Source organism: Myroides indicus (assembly GCF_004364575.1).
Lineage (GTDB): Bacteria > Bacteroidota > Bacteroidia > Flavobacteriales > Flavobacteriaceae > Flavobacterium > Flavobacterium indicum_A.
Map to the genome: position 1 here is coordinate 102,411 of NZ_SOAG01000004.1, position 19,092 is coordinate 121,502.

At 34.9% G+C, this 19,092-nt stretch carries 18 protein-coding genes and 1 tRNA gene; 12 read left to right on the top strand and 7 right to left on the bottom strand.

Annotation, left to right across the window (positions count from 1 at the left end; all coding sequences use genetic code 11):
* Window positions 1-127: 127 nt before the first annotated feature.
* Both C8P70_RS02695 and C8P70_RS02700 read right to left on the bottom strand, forming a co-directional pair.
* Window positions 128-448, bottom strand: coding sequence for a DUF6787 family protein (locus C8P70_RS02695; RefSeq protein ID WP_133711814.1), 321 nt, complete (start codon window positions 446-448; stop codon window positions 128-130).
* Between the two features lie 94 nt (window positions 449-542).
* Window positions 543-1,568: a threonine aldolase family protein gene (locus C8P70_RS02700; RefSeq protein ID WP_133711815.1), complete on the bottom strand. Its 1,026-nt coding sequence runs from the start codon at window positions 1,566-1,568 to the stop codon at window positions 543-545.
* Window positions 1,569-1,615: 47 nt separating this feature from the next.
* On the opposite strand from C8P70_RS02700, the gene prfB reads away from it, so the two are divergent.
* Window positions 1,616-2,717, top strand: a protein-coding gene (gene prfB, locus C8P70_RS02705; RefSeq protein ID WP_133711816.1) for a peptide chain release factor 2 whose coding sequence is annotated in 2 segments (ribosomal slippage) — window positions 1,616-1,678 and window positions 1,680-2,717 — 1,101 coding nt in all. Because the reading frame shifts where the segments join, the coding sequence is not laid out codon by codon here.
* A 73-nt stretch (window positions 2,718-2,790) separates the two neighbouring features.
* On the opposite strand, the gene C8P70_RS02710 is transcribed toward prfB, so the two are convergent.
* Both C8P70_RS02710 and C8P70_RS02715 read right to left on the bottom strand, forming a co-directional pair.
* Window positions 2,791-3,888: an inorganic phosphate transporter gene (locus tag C8P70_RS02710; RefSeq protein ID WP_133711817.1), complete on the bottom strand. Its 1,098-nt coding sequence runs from the start codon at window positions 3,886-3,888 to the stop codon at window positions 2,791-2,793.
* A 5-nt stretch (window positions 3,889-3,893) separates the two neighbouring features.
* The gene (locus C8P70_RS02715) at window positions 3,894-4,538 is read right to left on the bottom strand and encodes a DUF47 domain-containing protein (RefSeq protein ID WP_133711818.1); all 645 of its coding nucleotides are present in this window, start codon (window positions 4,536-4,538) and stop codon (window positions 3,894-3,896) included.
* A 174-nt stretch (window positions 4,539-4,712) separates the two neighbouring features.
* On the opposite strand from C8P70_RS02715, the gene C8P70_RS02720 reads away from it, so the two are divergent.
* Complete coding sequence (locus tag C8P70_RS02720; RefSeq protein ID WP_133711819.1) at window positions 4,713-6,356, top strand: acyl-CoA carboxylase subunit beta; 1,644 nt, start codon at window positions 4,713-4,715, stop codon at window positions 6,354-6,356.
* 60 nt (window positions 6,357-6,416) lie between these two features.
* Here C8P70_RS02720 and C8P70_RS02725 read toward each other — a convergent pair whose 3' ends face one another.
* The 3 genes from C8P70_RS02725 to C8P70_RS02735 form a co-directional block, all read right to left on the bottom strand.
* Window positions 6,417-7,358, bottom strand: coding sequence for a YeiH family protein (locus C8P70_RS02725; RefSeq protein ID WP_133711820.1), 942 nt, complete (start codon window positions 7,356-7,358; stop codon window positions 6,417-6,419).
* Between the two features lie 68 nt (window positions 7,359-7,426).
* On the bottom strand, window positions 7,427-8,323 hold the full coding sequence (locus C8P70_RS02730; RefSeq protein ID WP_133711821.1) for a LysR family transcriptional regulator: 897 nt from the start codon (window positions 8,321-8,323) through the stop codon (window positions 7,427-7,429).
* A 59-nt stretch (window positions 8,324-8,382) separates the two neighbouring features.
* A complete protein-coding gene (locus C8P70_RS02735; protein ID WP_133711822.1) occupies window positions 8,383-9,009 on the bottom strand; it encodes a 2OG-Fe(II) oxygenase in 627 nt (208 codons plus the stop codon).
* Between the two features lie 216 nt (window positions 9,010-9,225).
* Between C8P70_RS02735 and nhaC the strand changes: the two genes are divergently transcribed.
* The 10 genes from nhaC to C8P70_RS02785 all read left to right on the top strand — a co-directional run bounded on the left by nhaC (window position 9,226) and on the right by C8P70_RS02785 (window position 18,897).
* A complete protein-coding gene (nhaC, locus tag C8P70_RS02740) occupies window positions 9,226-10,680 on the top strand; it encodes a Na+/H+ antiporter NhaC (RefSeq protein ID WP_133711823.1) in 1,455 nt (484 codons plus the stop codon).
* Window positions 10,681-10,890: 210 nt separating this feature from the next.
* On the top strand, window positions 10,891-11,529 hold the full coding sequence (locus tag C8P70_RS02745; protein WP_133711824.1) for a peroxiredoxin: 639 nt from the start codon (window positions 10,891-10,893) through the stop codon (window positions 11,527-11,529).
* Between the two features lie 18 nt (window positions 11,530-11,547).
* On the top strand, window positions 11,548-11,856 hold the full coding sequence (locus C8P70_RS02750) for a thioredoxin family protein (RefSeq protein WP_133711825.1): 309 nt from the start codon (window positions 11,548-11,550) through the stop codon (window positions 11,854-11,856).
* Between the two features lie 22 nt (window positions 11,857-11,878).
* Window positions 11,879-12,136: a DUF6952 family protein gene (locus tag C8P70_RS02755; RefSeq protein ID WP_133711826.1), complete on the top strand. Its 258-nt coding sequence runs from the start codon at window positions 11,879-11,881 to the stop codon at window positions 12,134-12,136.
* A 208-nt stretch (window positions 12,137-12,344) separates the two neighbouring features.
* A complete protein-coding gene (gene tpx / locus C8P70_RS02760; protein ID WP_133711827.1) occupies window positions 12,345-12,845 on the top strand; it encodes a thiol peroxidase in 501 nt (166 codons plus the stop codon).
* Window positions 12,846-12,931: 86 nt separating this feature from the next.
* Window positions 12,932-15,406 carry an FtsK/SpoIIIE family DNA translocase gene (locus C8P70_RS02765; RefSeq protein ID WP_133711828.1) on the top strand — a complete coding sequence of 825 codons (2,475 nt, stop codon included), beginning with the start codon at window positions 12,932-12,934 and terminating at the stop codon, window positions 15,404-15,406.
* A gap of 23 nt (window positions 15,407-15,429) precedes the next feature.
* A complete protein-coding gene (locus C8P70_RS02770) occupies window positions 15,430-16,077 on the top strand; it encodes a LolA family protein (protein ID WP_133711829.1) in 648 nt (215 codons plus the stop codon).
* Window positions 16,078-16,086: 9 nt separating this feature from the next.
* A complete protein-coding gene (locus C8P70_RS02775) occupies window positions 16,087-17,517 on the top strand; it encodes an LptF/LptG family permease (protein WP_133711830.1) in 1,431 nt (476 codons plus the stop codon).
* Window positions 17,518-17,542: 25 nt separating this feature from the next.
* Window positions 17,543-18,679 carry a 3,4-dihydroxy-2-butanone-4-phosphate synthase gene (gene ribB / locus C8P70_RS02780; RefSeq protein WP_133711831.1) on the top strand — a complete coding sequence of 379 codons (1,137 nt, stop codon included), beginning with the start codon at window positions 17,543-17,545 and terminating at the stop codon, window positions 18,677-18,679.
* Window positions 18,680-18,812: 133 nt separating this feature from the next.
* A tRNA-Ser gene (locus C8P70_RS02785) sits at window positions 18,813-18,897 on the top strand.
* The last annotated feature ends 195 nt before the right edge of the window (window positions 18,898-19,092 follow it).

Below are 19,092 nucleotides of genomic sequence, written 5' to 3' on the forward strand. Positions count from 1 at the left end.
TTAAACGCACAATAATCAATAGAAAGAAATCTATGTTTTATTTGTAATAAAATATTCTTTTAAAAAAAGCTATGAAGTTTTATTTCAAAAGGGATGAATTATCTGTTTAAACAAAGCATCGCTTTGATTAATATATATCTTTTTCATTTGGCAGTAAAAAACCTAACTTCATTCCGCGAAGCATTTTTTTGACAAAATTCCAAAAAAAAGCATGTTGACCAAATAGAGTTCCGATACAAACCAACAATACTTTATAAACAGGTAGAATCAAAATAATATATAAAATCCAATACAAAACAGGATGCATTACTCCTCTTTCTATACCTAAAAAAGACAAAATTGGCTTTGAAACCAAAGAAGAGGTTGTTCCCGTAATAGCGAATACAAGTATTATAATCGCTAACTGAAAATTAGATGTAAGACCCCAACGTTGTTTTAACTTTTCCATTTATTTAATTTAATTCTAAACAACAAAAATAGTTCTTTTTAGAGTAGTAAAAAATTAAAACGTCATAAACTTTATTCACCACATAATCATCAGTTTATAGCTCCAGTTTACTTAGTGTTTCCATTACGTATTCATGCATTACCTCCCGATAATCTAAATGAGTAACAATTCTCAACCAACCTTTGCCCATCTCACTGATTAAAATATTTTTTTGGCGTAACTTACTAATCAACAAAATATCTTGTCCTGACTCTTGACAATTAAAAATAATGATATTAGTTTGAACAGGTAAAATCTCTTTTATCCACGATTTTTTCTTCAACATCATTTCTATTTGTTTTGCCCTGTAATGATCTCTTTGCAACCTGCTCACATTATTTTTTAACGCATATAAAGCTGCTGCTGACAAATATCCTGTCTGCCGCATTCCTCCGCCCATTAGCTTTCTGTAGCGGAGTGCTTTCTGAATATTAGCTTTAGAACCTAATAAAACCGAACCAACCGGAGCCCCTAACCCTTTGGAAAAACAAACTGAAATAGTATCAAATATTTTCCCAAACTGAGCCGGATGCTGTGATTTTGCCACTAATGCATTCCACAGTCGGGCACCGTCTAAATGCAAATTGATATTCTTTTCTGTGCAAACTTCTCTTATTTTCTCCAGTTCTTTCAGCTCATAACAAGCTCCTCCTCCCATGTTGGTAGTATTCTCTATACATACCAAGGAGGTTTGGGGGGTATGAATATTACTTGCGTCTGTACAATATTCTTCAATCTGTTCAGCAGTGATTCTACCTCTGTTTCCCTCAATCAAAGCACAACTCACTCCGCTGTGAAAAGCTGCACCTCCTGCTTCAAAAAGATAAACATGTGAAGTTCGTTCACAAATAAGCTGGTCTCCAGGCTGCGTATGAAGTTTTATTGCTACCTGATTTGCCATAGTTCCCGATGGAAAAAATAAAGCTGCTTCCATTCCAAAAAGCTCCGCTACTGCAATTTCCAACTCATTTGTGCTTCCGTCCTGTTTATAAACGTCGTCCCCTACTCTGGCTTTAACCATATAACTCAACATTTCAGGAGTAGGTTTTGTAACTGTATCGCTAATTAAATTAATTTCCATAAATTGAAAAGGAATAAGTATTTTTGTGGGATAAAAATATTAAAAATATGGTAACTACAGAACAACAAAAGGACATTATTGATCGCCTTGGTGCGTTAAGGAGGTATCTTTGACATCGATAAAAAATTAATAGAAATTGCCAACGAAGAAGAAAAGACCTTTGCACCAGACTTTTGGAACAACTCCAAAGAAGCAGAAATAATTGTAAAAAACCTGAAATCCAAAAAAAAATGGGTAGAAGGATATAATGAAGCTGTAAATAATAGCGACGAACTTCAAATATTAGTTGAATTTTTTGCAGAAGGAGAAGCTACAGAAAAGGAAGTTGTAGAGCAATATCATAGGACACTTCAAATTATTGAAGATCTGGAATTTAAAAATATGCTTTCTGATGAAGGAGACAACATGAGCGCTATTTTGCAGATTACTGCTGGTGCAGGCGGTACAGAAAGCTGTGACTGGGCATCTATGCTGATGCGGATGTATATAATGTGGGGAGAAAACAATGGGTTTAAAGTGAAAGAATTAAACTATCAGGAAGGGGAAGTTGCCGGCGTAAAAACCGTTACACTTGAATTTGACGGGGAGTTTTCTTTCGGATACTTAAAAGGAGAGAACGGCGTCCATCGTTTGGTTCGCATCTCGCCCTTTGACAGCAATGCTAAAAGACATACTTCTTTTGTATCTGTATATGTATATCCATTAGCAGACGACACTATTGAAATAGATATCAATCCATCTGATATTTCATGGGAAACTATGCGTTCAAGCGGAGCAGGAGGACAAAATGTAAATAAAGTAGAAACTGCTGTTCGGTTGCGTCACCATCCTACAGGCATTATTATTGAGAATTCTGAAACCCGTTCTCAGCTAGACAATAAACTCAAAGCTATGCAGCTTTTAAAATCTCAGTTATATGAAATTGAGCTTAAAAAAAGACAGGCTATGCGTGATGAAATCGAGGCAAATAAGAAAAAAATAGAATGGGGTTCACAAATCAGAAATTACGTTATGCATCCTTATAAACTGGTAAAGGACGTAAGAACCCAATACGAAACTACAGATGTTGACTCTGTCATGGATGGAGAAATAGATGAGTTTTTAAAAGCTTATCTCATGATGATGGGACAACAGGAAGAAGAAAATTGATTTTTTCATTTATATCACAAAAAAAAGCCTGATGAGAATCCATCAGGCTTTTTTACATATCTAGGTTTAAAAACTAAAAAAGCAATGTTATAATATAATAAACTGCCATAGCAATAGCGGCAGAAACAGGAATGGTCAATATCCAAGCCCATAAAAGATTGATTGTAACTCCCCATCTAACGGCAGAAACTCGTTTCGTAATCCCCACCCCGATTATAGATCCAGTAATAGTATGCGTAGTAGAAACCGGAATTCCCAAATGTTCTGTAACGTATAAAGATACCGCTCCTGCAGTTTCTGCTGCAACACCTTCTAATGGAGTTACTTTGGTAATCTTAGAACCCATAGTTTTAACTATCTTCCATCCTCCGCTCATCGTACCTAATCCGATAAAGATAAACGATGCAAGCGGTACCCACCACCAGTGTTCTACAAACACCTTAAAAGTATCTACGTTCTCAACTAAATAAGCCGGATCCTGATCAACATTAATGTGATAAAAAATAACCGCTGCTCCAATAATTCCCATTACTTTTTGTGCATCATTTCCTCCATGTCCCAGCGAGAAAAGAGCCGAGGATACCAATTGCAGGCGCTTAAACCAAATTTCACACTTGTGAGGATTTTGTTTTCTGCAAATCCACATAATGGCAACCGTAATAAAATAGGCTAATACCATTCCTAAAATAGGTGCTCCAAAAATAAATAGAAAAATAGGGATTACTTTTTCATATACAATCACATTAGCTCCATTAGATACAAATCCTCCTGCATTTGCTATAGCAGCTCCGATAAACCCTCCGATTAAAGTATGTGAAGAAGAAGAAGGAATTCCCAACTTCCAAGTCAGTAAATTCCAGATAATAGCCGCTACAAGTCCTGCAAAAATAACTTCCAGCGTAATAACGCTTCCATCAACTGATTTGGCTATGGTATTACCGATCTTAAACTCTCCAATAATATAAAGTGAAATAAAATAGGCTGCAAAATTAAATACTGCAGCCCACAATACAGCCTGAAAAGGCGTTAAAACTCTTGTTGTAACAATCGTGGCTATTGAATTAGCAGCATCGTGAAATCCATTAATATAATCAAACCCCAAAGCCAGAATGATGATAACAATCAACATAATCCCTTGAGGATTGCTTAACATTTCTGATAAAAACTCCATACTGATTAAGAATATTTTACCGTAATCGTTTCCAATATATTAGCAACCTCTCTACAGCTATCGGTAGCTGTTTCCAAGGCAGTCATAATTTCTTTATACTTGATGATTTCAATAGCATCATTTTCATTTTCAAAAATATCTGCAACCGCTTTATCAAATACTTTATCAGCTTTGCGCTCCAGCCTTGAAATATTTTTACACACTTCTGCAAGTGCCGGTAAGTTTTTCATGCTATTCAATCCCAAAAGCCCGCGAGAAACCTCGTTACAAGCTTCTAAATTTGCTTCGGTCAGCTTTCGCAAAGGTTTAGTTACTTTATCTATCTGATACAATCTCATTCGAGAGGCAGCATCTGACAGGTTGTCTGCCACATCATCTACGGCAGATATCAAAGCGTGAATATCCTCTCTGTCAAACGGAGTAATAAAGTTTCTCCCTAGTTCAACCCGGGTTTTCTGAGCAATAGCCTCAATATCTTGTTTTAGAACTTCAACTTCTTTCAACATTTTTTCTCTTTCTTTTGCGGGAGCATTTACTGCTTCATTAAGAGTTTGTGAAAGAGTTCTAATTTTACTGGCAGCCTGCTCAAACAAAGGATAAAACACTTTGTCTTTTGGCACTAAAAACTGAAAAATATTATTTAAAGACATTATATATTAAATATAAATAAAACACAGCAAAAGTAAAAGATTTAATGTTTTCCAATGTTTCCTAATTGTTAAGTTTTCTCCCCAACAAAAAACGTGCCCCAAGTTTTCAAAACGTTTTTTATTTTGTAATTTAGCCAATGTCAAAAATGACGCTTAGAAATAACCGATCAAACTATGGACTTAAACTTCAATAAAAACGAAGATCACAACAAACTTTTACTTTCGGATTTAAAAAGAAAATTATCGAAGGTAAAATTAGGCGGAGGTGAAAAACGCATCGCTAAACTTCACGAACAAGGAAAATTAACAGCCCGAGAAAGAATTGATTACTTACTTGATGAAAAAGCACCAAGCATAGAAATAGGAGCTTTTGCGGGTGAAGATATGTATGCCGAGCACGGCGGGTGCCCTTCGGGCGGAGTGGTTGTAAAAATAGGGTACATCAAAGGAAAACAGTGTATTGTTGTTGCCAATGACGCTACCGTAAAAGCAGGTGCATGGTTTCCGATTACAGGAAAAAAGAATTTAAGAGCACAGGAAATTGCTATTGAAAACAGGTTACCTATTATTTATTTGGTAGATAGTGCAGGTGTTTATCTGCCAATGCAAGATGAAATTTTCCCAGATAAAGAACACTTTGGACGTATTTTTCGCAATAATGCCGTAATGAGCAGTATGGGAATTACTCAAATTGCAGCTGTAATGGGAAGCTGTGTTGCCGGAGGGGCATATTTGCCTATTATGAGCGATGAAGCACTCATTGTAGACAAAACCGGAAGTATATTTTTAGCAGGAAGTTATTTGGTAAAAGCCGCTATTGGCGAAAGCATCGATAACGAAGCATTGGGAGGAGCTACTACTCATTGTGAAATTTCGGGGGTAACCGATTATAAAGCCAAAGACGATAAAGATGCTTTAAACACAATTAAAAACATTATTGATAAAATTGGCGATTTTGAAAAAGCCGGATACAATAGAATTAAACCCCAAAAACCAGCTTTAGATCCAACTGACATCTACGGCATACTTCCTAAAGCCCGTTCCGAACAATACGACATGAGGGAAATCATCAAGCGGTTGGTAGATAACTCCGAATTTGAAGAATATAAAGAAGGATACGGACAAACAATCATAACAGGATACGCGCGAATTGATGGCTGGGCGGTTGGCATTGTTGCCAATCAACGCAAAGTAGTTAAAACTACCGGAGCCAAAACCAAACCAAGCGAAATGCAGTTTGGCGGCGTAATTTATTCTGATTCTGCAGACAAAGCCACTCGCTTTATTGCTAATTGCAATCAGAAAAAAATTCCTTTGGTATTTCTTCAGGATGTCACCGGGTTTATGGTAGGCTCAAAATCAGAACACGGCGGAATTATTAAAGACGGAGCAAAAATGGTAAACGCTGTAAGCAACTCCGTTGTTCCTAAATTTACGGTTGTTGTAGGTAACTCTTACGGAGCAGGAAATTATGCTATGTGTGGAAAAGCCTACGATCCAAGGTTAATTTTTGCCTGGCCGAGTGCAGAATTAGCTGTAATGGGCGGAGCACAGGCTGCAAAAGTATTATTACAAATAGAAGCGTCTTCTTTAAAAGCTAAAGGAGAAGAATTGACTCCTGAAAAAGAAGAAGAACTCTTTACAAAAATAAAAGCGCGTTATGATAAGCAGGTTTCTCCTTATTACGCAGCTGCCAGACTATGGACAGATGCCATTATTGATCCTTTAGATACCCGAACGTGGATTTCTATGGGAATAGAGGCTGCAAACCACTCACCTATTGAAAAGCCCTTTAATCTTGGAGTAATTCAAGTATAAATATAAGGATAAAGACTGTCTCCAAAACCAGACAGTCTTCTTTCCTTTTAGAAACCGACCTTAGCCTATATATAGTATATATAATAACGAAGTAACGGATATAAATAACCATAACCCCACTCCTTCCAACAAAGGTTTTATGCCTATTGATTTTACGGTTTTAAAAGACAAAGACGTTCCAATTAAAAACAAGGTCAGTGTTAAAACTGCTTTGGACAATTGGACAATATAACCTCCTATACTTTGTATGGCAGGAATATAGGAATTGGCAAGCATTGCTAAAATAAAAAGACCTATAAAATAAGGCAAACGTACCTTTTTACCTTTATTATTAAATATTATCGTTGATAAAAAAGCTACCGGAATTACCCATAATGCACGTGCTAACTTCACTGTAGTGGCTACTTCCAATGCCTGATTTCCATATTTAGCTGCCGCACCCACCACCGAACTGGTATCGTGAATAGCAATAGCTGACCACAAACCAAAATCTGTTTGACTTAATCCAAGCAAATGACCCATAGGCGGAAAAACGATTAGTGCAATGGAATTGAGAACAAACACAATACCCAGAGCTACCGACACCTGTTTATCGTCTGCTTTAATTGCAGGAGAAACGGCTGCTATGGCACTGCCTCCACAAATTGCGGTGCCCGAAGAAATCAGGTAAGATATTTTTTTATCTATTTTAAGCATTTTGCCTAATGCAAACCCTAATATCAAAGTTAAAAAAATTGAAAAAACGGTTAATACAAATCCTTCTTTTCCGGCAGACAACGCACTATATACATTCATTCCAAACCCAAGTCCCACAACTGCTATTTTAAGCAATAATCCGGTTGCTTTTTTAGTTTGTTGCTGATAGGGATTTTCAAAAATCTGTGCATACACGATACCCAAAATCAAAGCAGTTGACGAGGATATAAAAGGAAAAAGACACAAAATAACTAAGCCTGCGAATATAATTTTACTGAACGAATGGTTTTGATTGCTGTTAAACATATACTTTCTTTTTACAGTACAAATTTCCTGTGAAAAGAAAGGAAAAGAAAATATATAATACTTATGAGTTATAACTTAAGGTTATAATTTTGAACAAACCGGACAAATAATTCCACTAAAGCACTTTCCTGACCTTGCCGTTGAATAATGGAAAATTTTCTTGTAATATCAGTATTTTCAACATCTAAAATACTCAATTCATTATATCTCAACTCTTTTAATATGGCATGAATTGACAAAAAAGCTACACTGTCGGAATGCATTAAATACATTTTAATACTCTCTGTGCTGGAAAAACTCATCTCACTTTTCAAATCGCCTAACTTTATACCGAGTTCTTTTAGCTTAGCGGCAACCACGTCTAAGGTTCCCGATCCTGTTTCGCGCAATAAAAAGGAAAGATTGAGTAATTCTTTCGGCTTTATATTACTTTTTTTAGCCAACGGATTTCCGCTTCCGCATACCAACACTATTTCATCTTCAATAAAATCAATATATTTTATCTGTGGATTTTTTGATACCCCTTCAACCATACCTACATCTATGCTTTTATTTAACAGCTGTTCTTCAATAATTGCAGTATTATCTGATAAAACATCTAAATGCAGACTGGATACTTTTTTTCTAAACTCGGCTAATAGTGGGGGCAAAACATACTGGGAAACTGTCGTACTTGCTCCGATGCGCAACACTCCTTCTGTTTTGGCATTTAACGTATGAATATCAAACTCTAAGTTTCTGTAAACAGAAAAAATTTCTTCTGCATAGTGATACAGCAAATGCCCCGCATCGGTCAGATTTATTTTCATACCATCTCGCACAAACAATTTGGTTTGATAATTAGATTCAATTTCCTGTATATGTTTAGTTACTGCGGGTTGTGAAATCAGTAGTTCTTTTGCCGCTTTGGTAAAACTTTTTCTCTTGGCAACGGTATAAAATACTTTCAGACGAAAATCAAACATAAACTCAGATATATTACAAAACTAATTTAATTCTATTTCAATAGAAATAAAAATATTAATCACCTTGTTTTTAACCATCCTGTAATACTGTAACGTGGCTTGTAAACCATTTGTACTTCGTGTTCAATTTCTTTGCTGTCAAAAATTACTAATCTGCCGGGCTGTGCATGAATCAGCTCTTCTTTTTCACGTCCCGCAGCATCTTTAAGATACAATGCCAGTGCTCCGCCGTTGTCTGGCTGCCAATCGGGTGTATTTAAGTACAAAACAACTGATAAAGTTCTTCTGACATCGGTATGAAAAACATCGAGATGTCTTTTATAAAAAGTACCTTCCGGATAACACGCATAGTGAAACTCCCCTTCCTGAATTCCAAGATAACAGGTTCTGTTTATGTAATGAATAAAATTATTAATCTTATTAAAATACATTTTTTCAATCTGATCAGAACTACTTTCATCCATCCACAAAATAAAGTCTCCTCTTACTTCTTCAATAATCTGTTCATTGGACAAAGGTCCCACGGCGGCTTTTTTAAAAGTTGTCAATGATTGTTTTATCAGCAAATTGGTTCTTAGCAAATCAATCTCTTCTACTGTAAAAAAAGTATCTGTTACGCAATACTTTCTATTAATTAAATCATCTATAATTAACTCATAAAATGCATTAACAGCAAACTCAGCCATATTTTATAAAATAAAAAACACACAAATGTAGTTTACTAAATAAAAAAATAATCTTTTTTAAATACTTTTTTCACCTCAAAAGATGTTAATTTTTTATATTCCCTTTCTTATTCTTTATTCAAAATTACCTGCTGTTATTTTCTCTTTAGTAAACTCACCGGAATTTAATTAAACGATAATATTGTACTTTCGTATTTTAAACCCAATATTTATTCGATGAAGAAAGAAAAAGAGAAGTCCGAAAAAAAAATCACTCTGTTTCAGGCATTAATACCGGTTATTATTCTTGTTGGTTTATTAGCTGTCAATGTTTTTATTTTTCGGGATGATGCTTTATCCGGTACCAATCAGTATATTTTGTTGATTGGCGGCGCTGTTGCAACAATTGTAGGGCTATATAATCGTATTAGTTATGACAGCATAATTCTTCAAATTACCAATAATGTACGGGATACCTCTAAAGCAATTTTTATACTACTCCTAGTAGGTGCGTTGTCGGGAACGTGGTTGTTGAGCGGAATTATCCCAAACATGATTTATTATGGATTAAAAATTCTGCACCCTTCTATTTTTTTACCTGCATGCTTAATTATATGTTCTATCATTTCTATTGCTACAGGAAGCTCATGGACAACTTCTGCTACAGTAGGAATTGCACTAGTCGGTATAGGAAATGCTTTAGGATTACCTTTAGGAATTGTTGGAGGCGCCGTGATATCAGGAGCCTATTTTGGAGATAAGCTTTCTCCCCTCTCCGACACGACCAATCTGGCACCTGCAATGGCGGGTACAGATTTATTTACACACATCCGATATATGCTTTATACAACCATTCCTACCTATATAGTTACACTCTTATTATTTGTTGTATTAGGAGTTTTATACGATGCGAAAGGAGAAACAGATACTGCTGAAACCCTAACTGCTATTGCTGATACTTTTACTATTTCTCCTTGGCTATTTTTAGTTCCTGCTTTTGTTATCTTTTTAATCGTAAAAAAAATACAGCCGATAGCTGCCTTATTATTAGGAGGATTACTCGGCGTTGTTTTTGCATTGGTATTTCAACCCGAAGTTATACTTTTTGTATCGGGAGGAAAGGAATTAAATTTTTACAATGCCTATAAAGGAATTATGCTGGCACTGACTACCGATATCAAAATAATCTCGCCTGTTGAAAGTTTAAACCATTTATTTGAAGCCGGAGGAATGGCAAGTATGCTTAATACAGTTTGGCTTATTCTTTGTGCTATGTTTTTTGGAGGTGCAATGGAAGCTATAGGTGCTCTACAAAAAATAGCTGCCGCCCTGCTCCGACTAGCAGACAGTATTTTTGGGCTTTTTGCAAGTACGGTTGCCAGCTGTCTAGCCGTGAACATTGTTACCTCTGATCAATATTTATCTATTGTAGTACCCGGGAAAATGTTTTCAGAAGCTTATAAAATTAAAGGATTAGCACCTGAAAATTTAAGTAGAACACTTGAAGATTCCGGCACGGTTACTTCTGTTCTTGTTCCCTGGAACACGTGTGGAGCCTATCATGCAGGAGTATTGGGAGTACCTACATTATCTTATCTCCCTTATGCATTTTTCAATTATTTAAGTCCTTTTGTTACTTTGCTATATGCTGCTCTAAATATTAAATTGAGACGATTAAATCACTTTAATTAGCATTTTAATAACAAAAGCTTTTTCAGCTATTCAATTTTTATTCATATCTTTCAGTACTTTAATATATCAGGGATAAATCATTCTTTGCTATAAATTATTTTTATCATACAATAAAAAACAATAATCAAATTTAATAGTTTAACTAAGGAAGCTAACGTAAATTTGTAATACAAAAAATAAGAGGAATATTAACTTTTAAAATAAATAATTATGTCTTTAGTTGGAAAAAAATTTCCGAATATTACTGTAGATGCAATCTCTGAAATGGGAGATGATTTAAAAATCAACATTTTTGAAGAAGCTACAAAAAACAATAAAAAAGTATTATTGTTCTGGTATCCAAAAGATTTTACTTTTGTATGTCCTACAGAATTACATGCGTTTCAGGCTGCTTTAGGTGACTTTGAAAAAAGAAACACAATGGTAATAGGAGCTTCATGCGATACTAATGAAGTACACTTTGCCTGGTTAAATACACCAAAAGACAATGGCGGTATTGAAGGAGTTACTTATCCTATTATTGCAGATACGCAAAGAAACCTGTCTTCTATGTTAGGGATCTTAGATGTTACAAACCAAACTTTTGACGAAGAATACGATACTATCCTTACAGAAGGTTCTAACGTAACTTACAGAGCTACTTATTTAATTGATGAAGATGGTAAAATTTTCCATGAATCTGTTAATGATATGCCATTGGGAAGAAACGTAAACGAATATTTAAGATTAATTGATGCTTACGCTCACGTACAAAAATTTGGTGAGGTTTGCCCGGCAAACTGGGAAGAAGGAAAAGATGCTATGAATGCAGACCGAAAAGGAGTAGCGGATTATTTAAGTAAACACTAATCTTTAAAAAACAAAAAAATGCTAGTAGAATTAGACAAAGACAATTTACAAGAAATTGTAAACTCAAATAACAAAGTAGTAGTTCAATACTCGGCTTCTTGGTGTGGAAATTGCAGAATTATGAAACCGAAGTTTAAAAAATTGGCTAATGAAAAAGAAGGAATTGCTTTCGTTATTGCCGATGCAGAAAACTTTCCGGAATCAAGAAAATTAGCTGACGTTACTAATTTACCTACTTTTGCAACTTTCGTTGATGGAAAATTAATCAATCAAACCCAAACTAATAAGGCAGAAGTATTAAACGAACTAGTAAGCGAAATTGCTTAATTTCATAAATTATAGATAGATTATGAAACTACCTGTTATGAAACATTTATCTCAATTTGTTGAGGAAAATGATCAAGATTACATTATCGAAGCAATAGAAGTATTGGAACACCTCACTGAACTTCCTTCTATAAAAGATGAAGAACTAGACGTTATAGGAGAATTGATTTCCAATATGTACGGTACGCTTGAGGTACAAAAACTTGTAAAAGAAGGGGCAACTCAAAAAGAGGCTTTAAACAGCTTTATGCAAAGAGTGCTAGGTGCTATCGACAAATAATATCGTGTATAAATAATTTAAAAAAGGAGAGTTACAAAAAACAACTCTCCTTTTTTTATTTATTCCCTTTTTACGTCCTCTATTCCTCTATTCTTAGCATATAAAAACTAACCTTATAATTATCAAACAATTAATACATACCCAGTGAAAAGCTATATTAGTTTTTAAATTTTGACTATTTTTGTATGAATCAAAAAAAAATAGTATCATGGCAACAGTAACATTAAAAAACAATCCCATTCATACCATTGGAGAATTGCCTTCAAAAAATACCTCTGCGCCGGACTTTACACTTGTCGGTACAGATTTATCTGAAAAAACACTTAGTAATTACAAAGGCAAAAAAGTAATTTTAAACATTTTCCCTAGTATTGATACCCCTACATGTGCAACCTCAGTACGCCATTTTAACCAAGATGCAGCAAAACTAGACAATACTGTAGTATTGTGTATTTCACGTGATTTACCTTTTGCTCAAGGGCGCTTTTGCGGTGCTGAAGGAATTGAAAATGTAGAAATGCTTTCTGATTTCAGAGAAGGTAAATTTGGAAATGATTACGGCATTATTTTCACAGACGGTCCTTTACAAGGGTTACTTTCCCGTTCAATAGTCATTATTGACGAACAAGGAAAGGTTATTTACACCCAACAAGTAGCCGAAACAACAGAAGAGCCAAATTATGAAGAAGCTCTAAAAGCTGTACTTTAAAATTTTAATTCCAATGTGTTTATAGTATAAATACATTGGAATTATATCAAAAAGCTAAAAGCCACGCCTATTTATTGTCAGTAAAAATGGAAAAAGAAAATAAAAAAAGTAAGAATAAAAACAGTAAAGACACCACTAAAAAGCACGATACCTCTATTTTAAAAAACAGTAAGTTTTTAATTACTATCCTGCTCATTATTAGCGGATCTGCTTTAGCTTTAAGCTTTATTTCCTATCTTTCCTCCGGAATTGAAGATCAAAGCAGTGCTGAATTACTGACCAATAGAAGTGCTGATGTAAACAACTGGCTTGGAAAACTAGGAGCATATCTTTCTCATACCTTTATATACAAAGGATTCGGAATTGCTTCTTTCTTTTTTGCCAAACTGCTGGTTCATTGTGGTGTTTACGCTTTCTTTGGAATTGCCGCAAAAAGAATAAACCGCGTGATTTTTTGGGATTTAGCTTCCATGTTATTAATTTCTGCATTATTCGGATTCTTCTGGAATACAAATCCTTTATTGGGAGGAGTAGTTGGTTTTGAAATCAATCAGTTTTTTGTAGATTATTTAGGTACAATAGGCACTGTTTTTTTACTCCTTTTCTTTGCTTTGGTTTTTGCTCTTTTCCGTTTTAAACTATCGCCTTCCGGCATAAAAGAATCTTTAAAAGCAATACCTAAACTATTTAAAAAAATTAAAAAAGGAGATCCGAATTTTGATTCAGTCAATGTTGCTACTTCCTCTAATCCGTCAGAAGAGATTTCATCTGTTAACGAGATTAAAGAAGAAATTACAAAAAGCAGCATCACAGATAAATCTGTCAAGAGCGATACTGAATCCAAAACCAATCAGGATATTTCCTCTTCATTCATTCTTGATCAAAAAAACCTTAAACCCACCATTGAGCACAGCTCTGAAATAGCTTTCAAAAAGGAAGCCGAAAAACAGCCAGTATCGACTGAAACTGAAGATAGTGATTTTGTTGTGGAAGCCGCTAAAGATGAAGATACTTTAGAAGAAAACCTCGCAGCAAGTTTAGTTCGGGATTTTGGAGAATTTGACCCAACATTAGAATTATCTAATTATCAATTTCCATCCATCGACTTATTAAAAGACTATGGAACAGGGGGAATTACAATCAATCAGGAAGAACTTGAGGAAAACAAAAACAATATTGTAGAAACCCTCAAAAACTACAAAATAGATATCGCTCAAATCAAAGCAACCGTAGGGCCTACCGTTACTTTATATGAAATTGTTCCGGAAGCAGGTGTAAGAATTTCAAAAATTAAAAACCTGGAAGACGATATCGCCTTGTCCCTTTCGGCTTTGGGAATTCGTATCATTGCTCCTATTCCGGGCAGAGGAACCATCGGTATTGAGGTACCAAACAACAAACCTTCCATCGTATCTATGCGCAGCGTTATTGCTTCGCCTAAGTTTCAAACAGCAGAAATGGAACTTCCTATCGCCTTAGGAAAAACTATTTCAAATGAAACTTTTGTAGTGGATTTAGCAAAAATGCCTCACCTTTTAATGGCAGGAGCTACCGGACAAGGAAAATCAGTAGGTTTAAATGCAGTACTTACATCACTCCTTTACAAAAAGCACCCGGCAGAAGTTAAATTTGTACTAGTTGACCCCAAAAAAGTAGAGCTTACCCTATTCAATAAAATAGAACGCCATTATCTGGCAAAACTTCCAGATTCTGAAGATGCAATAATTACAGATAATTCGAAAGTAATCAATACCTTAAACTCTTTATGTATTGAAATGGATAACCGGTATAGCCTGTTAAAAGATGCTATGGTAAGAAATATAAAAGAGTATAACGAAAAATTTAAACAGCGCAAATTAAATCCTGAAAACGGGCATCGTTTTTTGCCTTATATCGTGTTAGTTGTTGATGAATTTGCCGATTTGATTATGACTGCCGGAAAAGAAGTGGAAACTCCGATTGCCCGTTTGGCTCAATTGGCAAGAGCAATCGGCATTCATTTAATTATCGCCACACAGCGTCCATCTGTAAACGTGATAACCGGAATTATTAAAGCCAACTTCCCTGCAAGAATTGCTTTTAGGGTAACGTCAAAAATAGATTCCCGAACCATTTTAGACGGACAGGGAGCCGACCAGCTTATTGGTAGAGGAGATATGCTATATACGCAAGGAAATGATTTAGTAAGAGTGCAATGTGCTTTTGTAGATACTCCGGAAGTTGAGAAACTGACTGAATATATTGGTTCTCAAAAAGCCTATCCCGATGCCTATTTACTGCCAGAATATGTAGGTGAAGAAGGCAGTTCTAATCTGGATATTGATATCAGCGAAAGAGACTCTTTATTTAGAGATGCTGCCGAAGTAATTGTAACCGCACAACAAGGTTCCGCTTCGCTTCTACAGCGAAAACTTAAACTGGGTTACAACCGAGCCGGAAGAATAATTGACCAGCTTGAAGCAGCCGGAATTGTAGGACCGTTTGAAGGAAGCAAAGCAAGAAGCGTATTAATACCGGATTTAATTGCTTTGGAACAATTTTTTAGAGAAGAAGAACAATAATTTAATCGTTCAAAATGACCATTATGAAAAAAATAACAGCTTTTATACTCATAGCTTTTACCTCTTTTAGCATACAGGCACAAAGCAGTCAGAGAGCAAAAAATTTTTTGGCAGAAGTAACCAAAAAAGTCAACAATTACAAAAATATCTCCATTGACTTTAGTTACAATATCCAAGACGGAAAAAATGATAATTACAACCAAAACGGAAGCGGGCATATCGATATTCAAAAAGATTTATACGTTTTGAATTTTATGGGAATGAAAAAAATATTTGACGGCAAATATGTTTATACTATTACCTCAGAAGACCAGGAAGTTACTATCTCTAAATACGATCCAGAGAGCATAGACAATGTACTTCCTACGCAGATGCTTACTTTCTTTAATCAGGGATATGATTTTCAATGGGATATTTTACAAAATATACAAGGAAAACAAATTCAATATGTCAAACTCACTCCTACTGATCCCAAATCAAACATCAAAGAAATTTTACTGGGTATTGACAATCAGAGCAAACATATATACAACAAAATTCAGGTTAACAAAAACGGCTCAAAATCGATATTGACAGTTAATTCTTTTAAAACAGATCAACCAATATCAAAAAATCATTTTACCTTTACAGAATCTATGTATCCTGATTATTACATTAATAAAATAGATTAATTTCTCTTGGTGAAAATACTTGATCGTTATATTTTAAAAAGCTTTATATCAACACTTTTTACAGTGTTTATTATACTGTATTTTATTTTTATTTTACAGGGAATATGGCTTTTTATTTCTGAATTGGCAGGAAAAGATTTAGATATTTGGATAATTACTCAGTTTTTGCTGTTTTATTCTCCAAAAATGGTTCCTATGGTTTTGCCTTTATCCGTTTTACTGGCATCTATCATGACATTCGGAAGTTTTGCTGAAAATTATGAATTTGCTGCCATGAAAGCCTCCGGAATCTCTCTAAAACGCGCTATGCGTCCCCTTTCAATTTTCATTTTCATTTTGGCAGGTATCTCATTTTGGTTTGCCAACGATGTAATTCCTAAAGCCGAGTATAAGTTCATAAACCTCCGAAAGGAAATTTTACAGACCAAACCTGCGATGGCAATTGCTGCAGGACAATTTAATGATTTGGGAAACGTCAATATCAAAGTAGATAAAAAATCAGGTGATAAAGGACAGTATCTGGACAATGTGACTATGCACGTTAAATCATCGTCCGGTTATGAAAATAAAACCGTTATCCGATCCATCAACGGAGAATTGGAAACAGACGAAACCAGCAATATTTTGAAATTGCACTTGTTTGACGGAAATTATTATGAAGACGTGACAGCAAAAACCTATTCTCAGGCAAAAAAACATCCGTTTACCAAAGCTCATTTTGAAAAATATACTATGAATATTGATTTAGGCAGCTTTCAAAATGACGGAAAAGATCAAGAAAAAATCACTAACACCCATGGAATGCTCAATGTAAAAGAGTTGAATTACACCATAGACTCTTTAGACAATATTCTCAATACTGAAAAAAAATCTAATACTGATAACCTGACACTCCGTGTAGATAACATTTTTAAATTTAAACCAAACGACAGTATTATTTTGCCGAGTGCACCTGAAAAGATAGTTGAAGAATTTACTCCTAAAAATCAGCAACGCATTTTGCAATCCGCTATTGACTATGTCAATAATATCTCATTTAACGCAGAAAGCAACGATTTATCTATAACCAACCAAATTAAAAAAATAAACGATCATTATCTGGCGTTATACGAAAAATTTGTCATTGCTTTTTCATGTTTCCTCATGTTTTATATAGGCGCACCATTAGGAGCTATTATTAGAAAAGGCGGCTTAGGATTGCCCATTGTATTTGCAGTAATCATTTTTATTGTTTATCACTTTATCAATACATTTGGAAGAAAGCTTGCCCAGGAAGATGGAATTGTGCCATTTCTAGGTTCATGGGTTGGAGCATTTACCCTTACTCCTCTGGCAGTATTTTTAACTTATAAAGCTACAAATGATAGTGGTATTATAAACTTTGATTCTGTTTTTTATCCTATAACCAAATTATTCAAGAAAAAACACACTAAACAATAATCAATACATATTAAATATAACAATAATGTCAAACAATCATATTCAACTCAATACTATTGAAGAAGCCATCGAAGATATCCGCGCAGGAAAAGTAGTCATTGTTGTAGACGATGAAGACAGAGAGAATGAAGGCGATTTTATTGCTGCCGCAGAAAAAGTAACTCCGGAGATGATTAATTTTATGGCAACTCATGGTAGAGGTCTTATTTGTGCTCCTCTCACCCAAAAGAGATGCAAAGAATTAGACTTGCACCCTATGGTTACTAATAATACTGTTTTACATCAAACTGCATTTACCGTATCTGTTGATTTAAAAGGACATGGATGTACAACAGGGATATCTGCGTATGACCGAGCAAAAACAATTGAATTTTTAGTAAAAGACGAAACTAAACCAGATGACCTAGGTCGTCCCGGACATATTTTCCCTTTAATTGCCAAAGAAGGCGGAGTTTTAAGACGAACCGGACATACCGAAGCTACTGTAGATCTGGCTCGTCTTGCCGGTTTTAAACCTGCAGGGATTTTAGTAGAAATTTTAAACAAGGACGGCTCCATGGCAAGATTGCCTCAGCTTGTTGAAGTAGCTCAAAAATGGAATTTGAAAATAATTTCTATTGAGGATTTGGTGGCTTACCGCATGAAACACGACAGTCTGATCCAAAAGAAAGAAGATTTTGAAATAAAAACCAGATTTGGCAGCTTTAGATTGCGAGCATATTACCAAACAACCAATAAACAAGTTCACATTGCACTAACCAAAGGTACATGGAACAATGGTGATACTGTTTTGACCAGAATCAACTCAGTTACCGGCAATGATGATGTATTAGAAGCACTAAGCGGCAAGCTCGACCAAAGAATGGAAGCCTCTTTCAAAAAAATTAACGAAGAAGGAACTGGAGCAATTTTATTTATCAATCAGGAAAATCAAACTTCAAACTTATTAAAACGCTTAGCTCTTATTAAGGAAGAACACAACGCAACCTTAGATATCAATACTCCTAAACTGCCGAGTGATTCAAAAGATTTTGGTATCGGAGCACAAATTTTACACGACTTAAACATCAGTAAAATAAAGTTGATGACAAACTCCGGACACACTAAACGAGTAGGAATGATTGGTTACGGTTTAGAAATAGAAGATTATATTACCTATTAAAAAAAACAATTATCTGTATATTAATATTTTACATTTTTATCAAAAAATATTATTGATTTTATACAATTTTAATTTGCATAAGTTATACAGATAATCTACATTTGCACTCGCAATACAGAACAAGAGTTCGACTGGAGAAATGGCAGAGTGGTCGAATGCGGCGGTCTTGAAAACCGTTGACTGTAACAGGTCCGGGGGTTCGAATCCCTCTTTCTCCGCGAAATTATAAATAGTAACTTTTTAAAAGTTATTAAAAAAGCACAAAACCTATGATTCACAATGAGTTATAGGTTTTTTCTTTTTTAGGGGTATCACATTATTTTTAAAAGTGCACCCAAAAAAGTTACAGATTCGGTGCACAAAAAAATTTCCTAGTGATGCGCACCTTTGAACTTAACGAACCCTTACGCCAA

Bases quoted from the DNA above. Each gene is read 5' to 3' on its own strand.
- C8P70_RS02750 (WP_133711825.1), top strand. From the start codon at position 11,548: ATGCTAGTAGAATTAGACAAAGACAATTTACAAGAAATTGTAAACTCA.
- C8P70_RS02730 (WP_133711821.1), bottom strand. From the start codon at position 8,323: ATGTTTGATTTTCGTCTGAAAGTATTTTATACCGTTGCCAAGAGAAAA.
- C8P70_RS02745 (WP_133711824.1), top strand. From the start codon at position 10,891: ATGTCTTTAGTTGGAAAAAAATTTCCGAATATTACTGTAGATGCAATC.
- C8P70_RS02770 (WP_133711829.1), top strand. From the start codon at position 15,430: ATGAAAAAAATAACAGCTTTTATACTCATAGCTTTTACCTCTTTTAGC.
- C8P70_RS02755 (WP_133711826.1), top strand. From the start codon at position 11,879: ATGAAACTACCTGTTATGAAACATTTATCTCAATTTGTTGAGGAAAAT.
- C8P70_RS02715 (WP_133711818.1), bottom strand. From the start codon at position 4,538: ATGTCTTTAAATAATATTTTTCAGTTTTTAGTGCCAAAAGACAAAGTG.
- C8P70_RS02735 (WP_133711822.1), bottom strand. From the start codon at position 9,009: ATGGCTGAGTTTGCTGTTAATGCATTTTATGAGTTAATTATAGATGAT.
- C8P70_RS02720 (WP_133711819.1), top strand. From the start codon at position 4,713: ATGGACTTAAACTTCAATAAAAACGAAGATCACAACAAACTTTTACTT.
- ribB (WP_133711831.1), top strand. From the start codon at position 17,543: ATGTCAAACAATCATATTCAACTCAATACTATTGAAGAAGCCATCGAA.
- tpx (WP_133711827.1), top strand. From the start codon at position 12,345: ATGGCAACAGTAACATTAAAAAACAATCCCATTCATACCATTGGAGAA.
- C8P70_RS02725 (WP_133711820.1), bottom strand. From the start codon at position 7,358: ATGTTTAACAGCAATCAAAACCATTCGTTCAGTAAAATTATATTCGCA.
- C8P70_RS02765 (WP_133711828.1), top strand. From the start codon at position 12,932: ATGGAAAAAGAAAATAAAAAAAGTAAGAATAAAAACAGTAAAGACACC.
- C8P70_RS02695 (WP_133711814.1), bottom strand. From the start codon at position 448: ATGGAAAAGTTAAAACAACGTTGGGGTCTTACATCTAATTTTCAGTTA.
- C8P70_RS02710 (WP_133711817.1), bottom strand. From the start codon at position 3,888: ATGGAGTTTTTATCAGAAATGTTAAGCAATCCTCAAGGGATTATGTTG.
- C8P70_RS02700 (WP_133711815.1), bottom strand. From the start codon at position 1,568: ATGGAAATTAATTTAATTAGCGATACAGTTACAAAACCTACTCCTGAA.
- nhaC (WP_133711823.1), top strand. From the start codon at position 9,226: ATGAAGAAAGAAAAAGAGAAGTCCGAAAAAAAAATCACTCTGTTTCAG.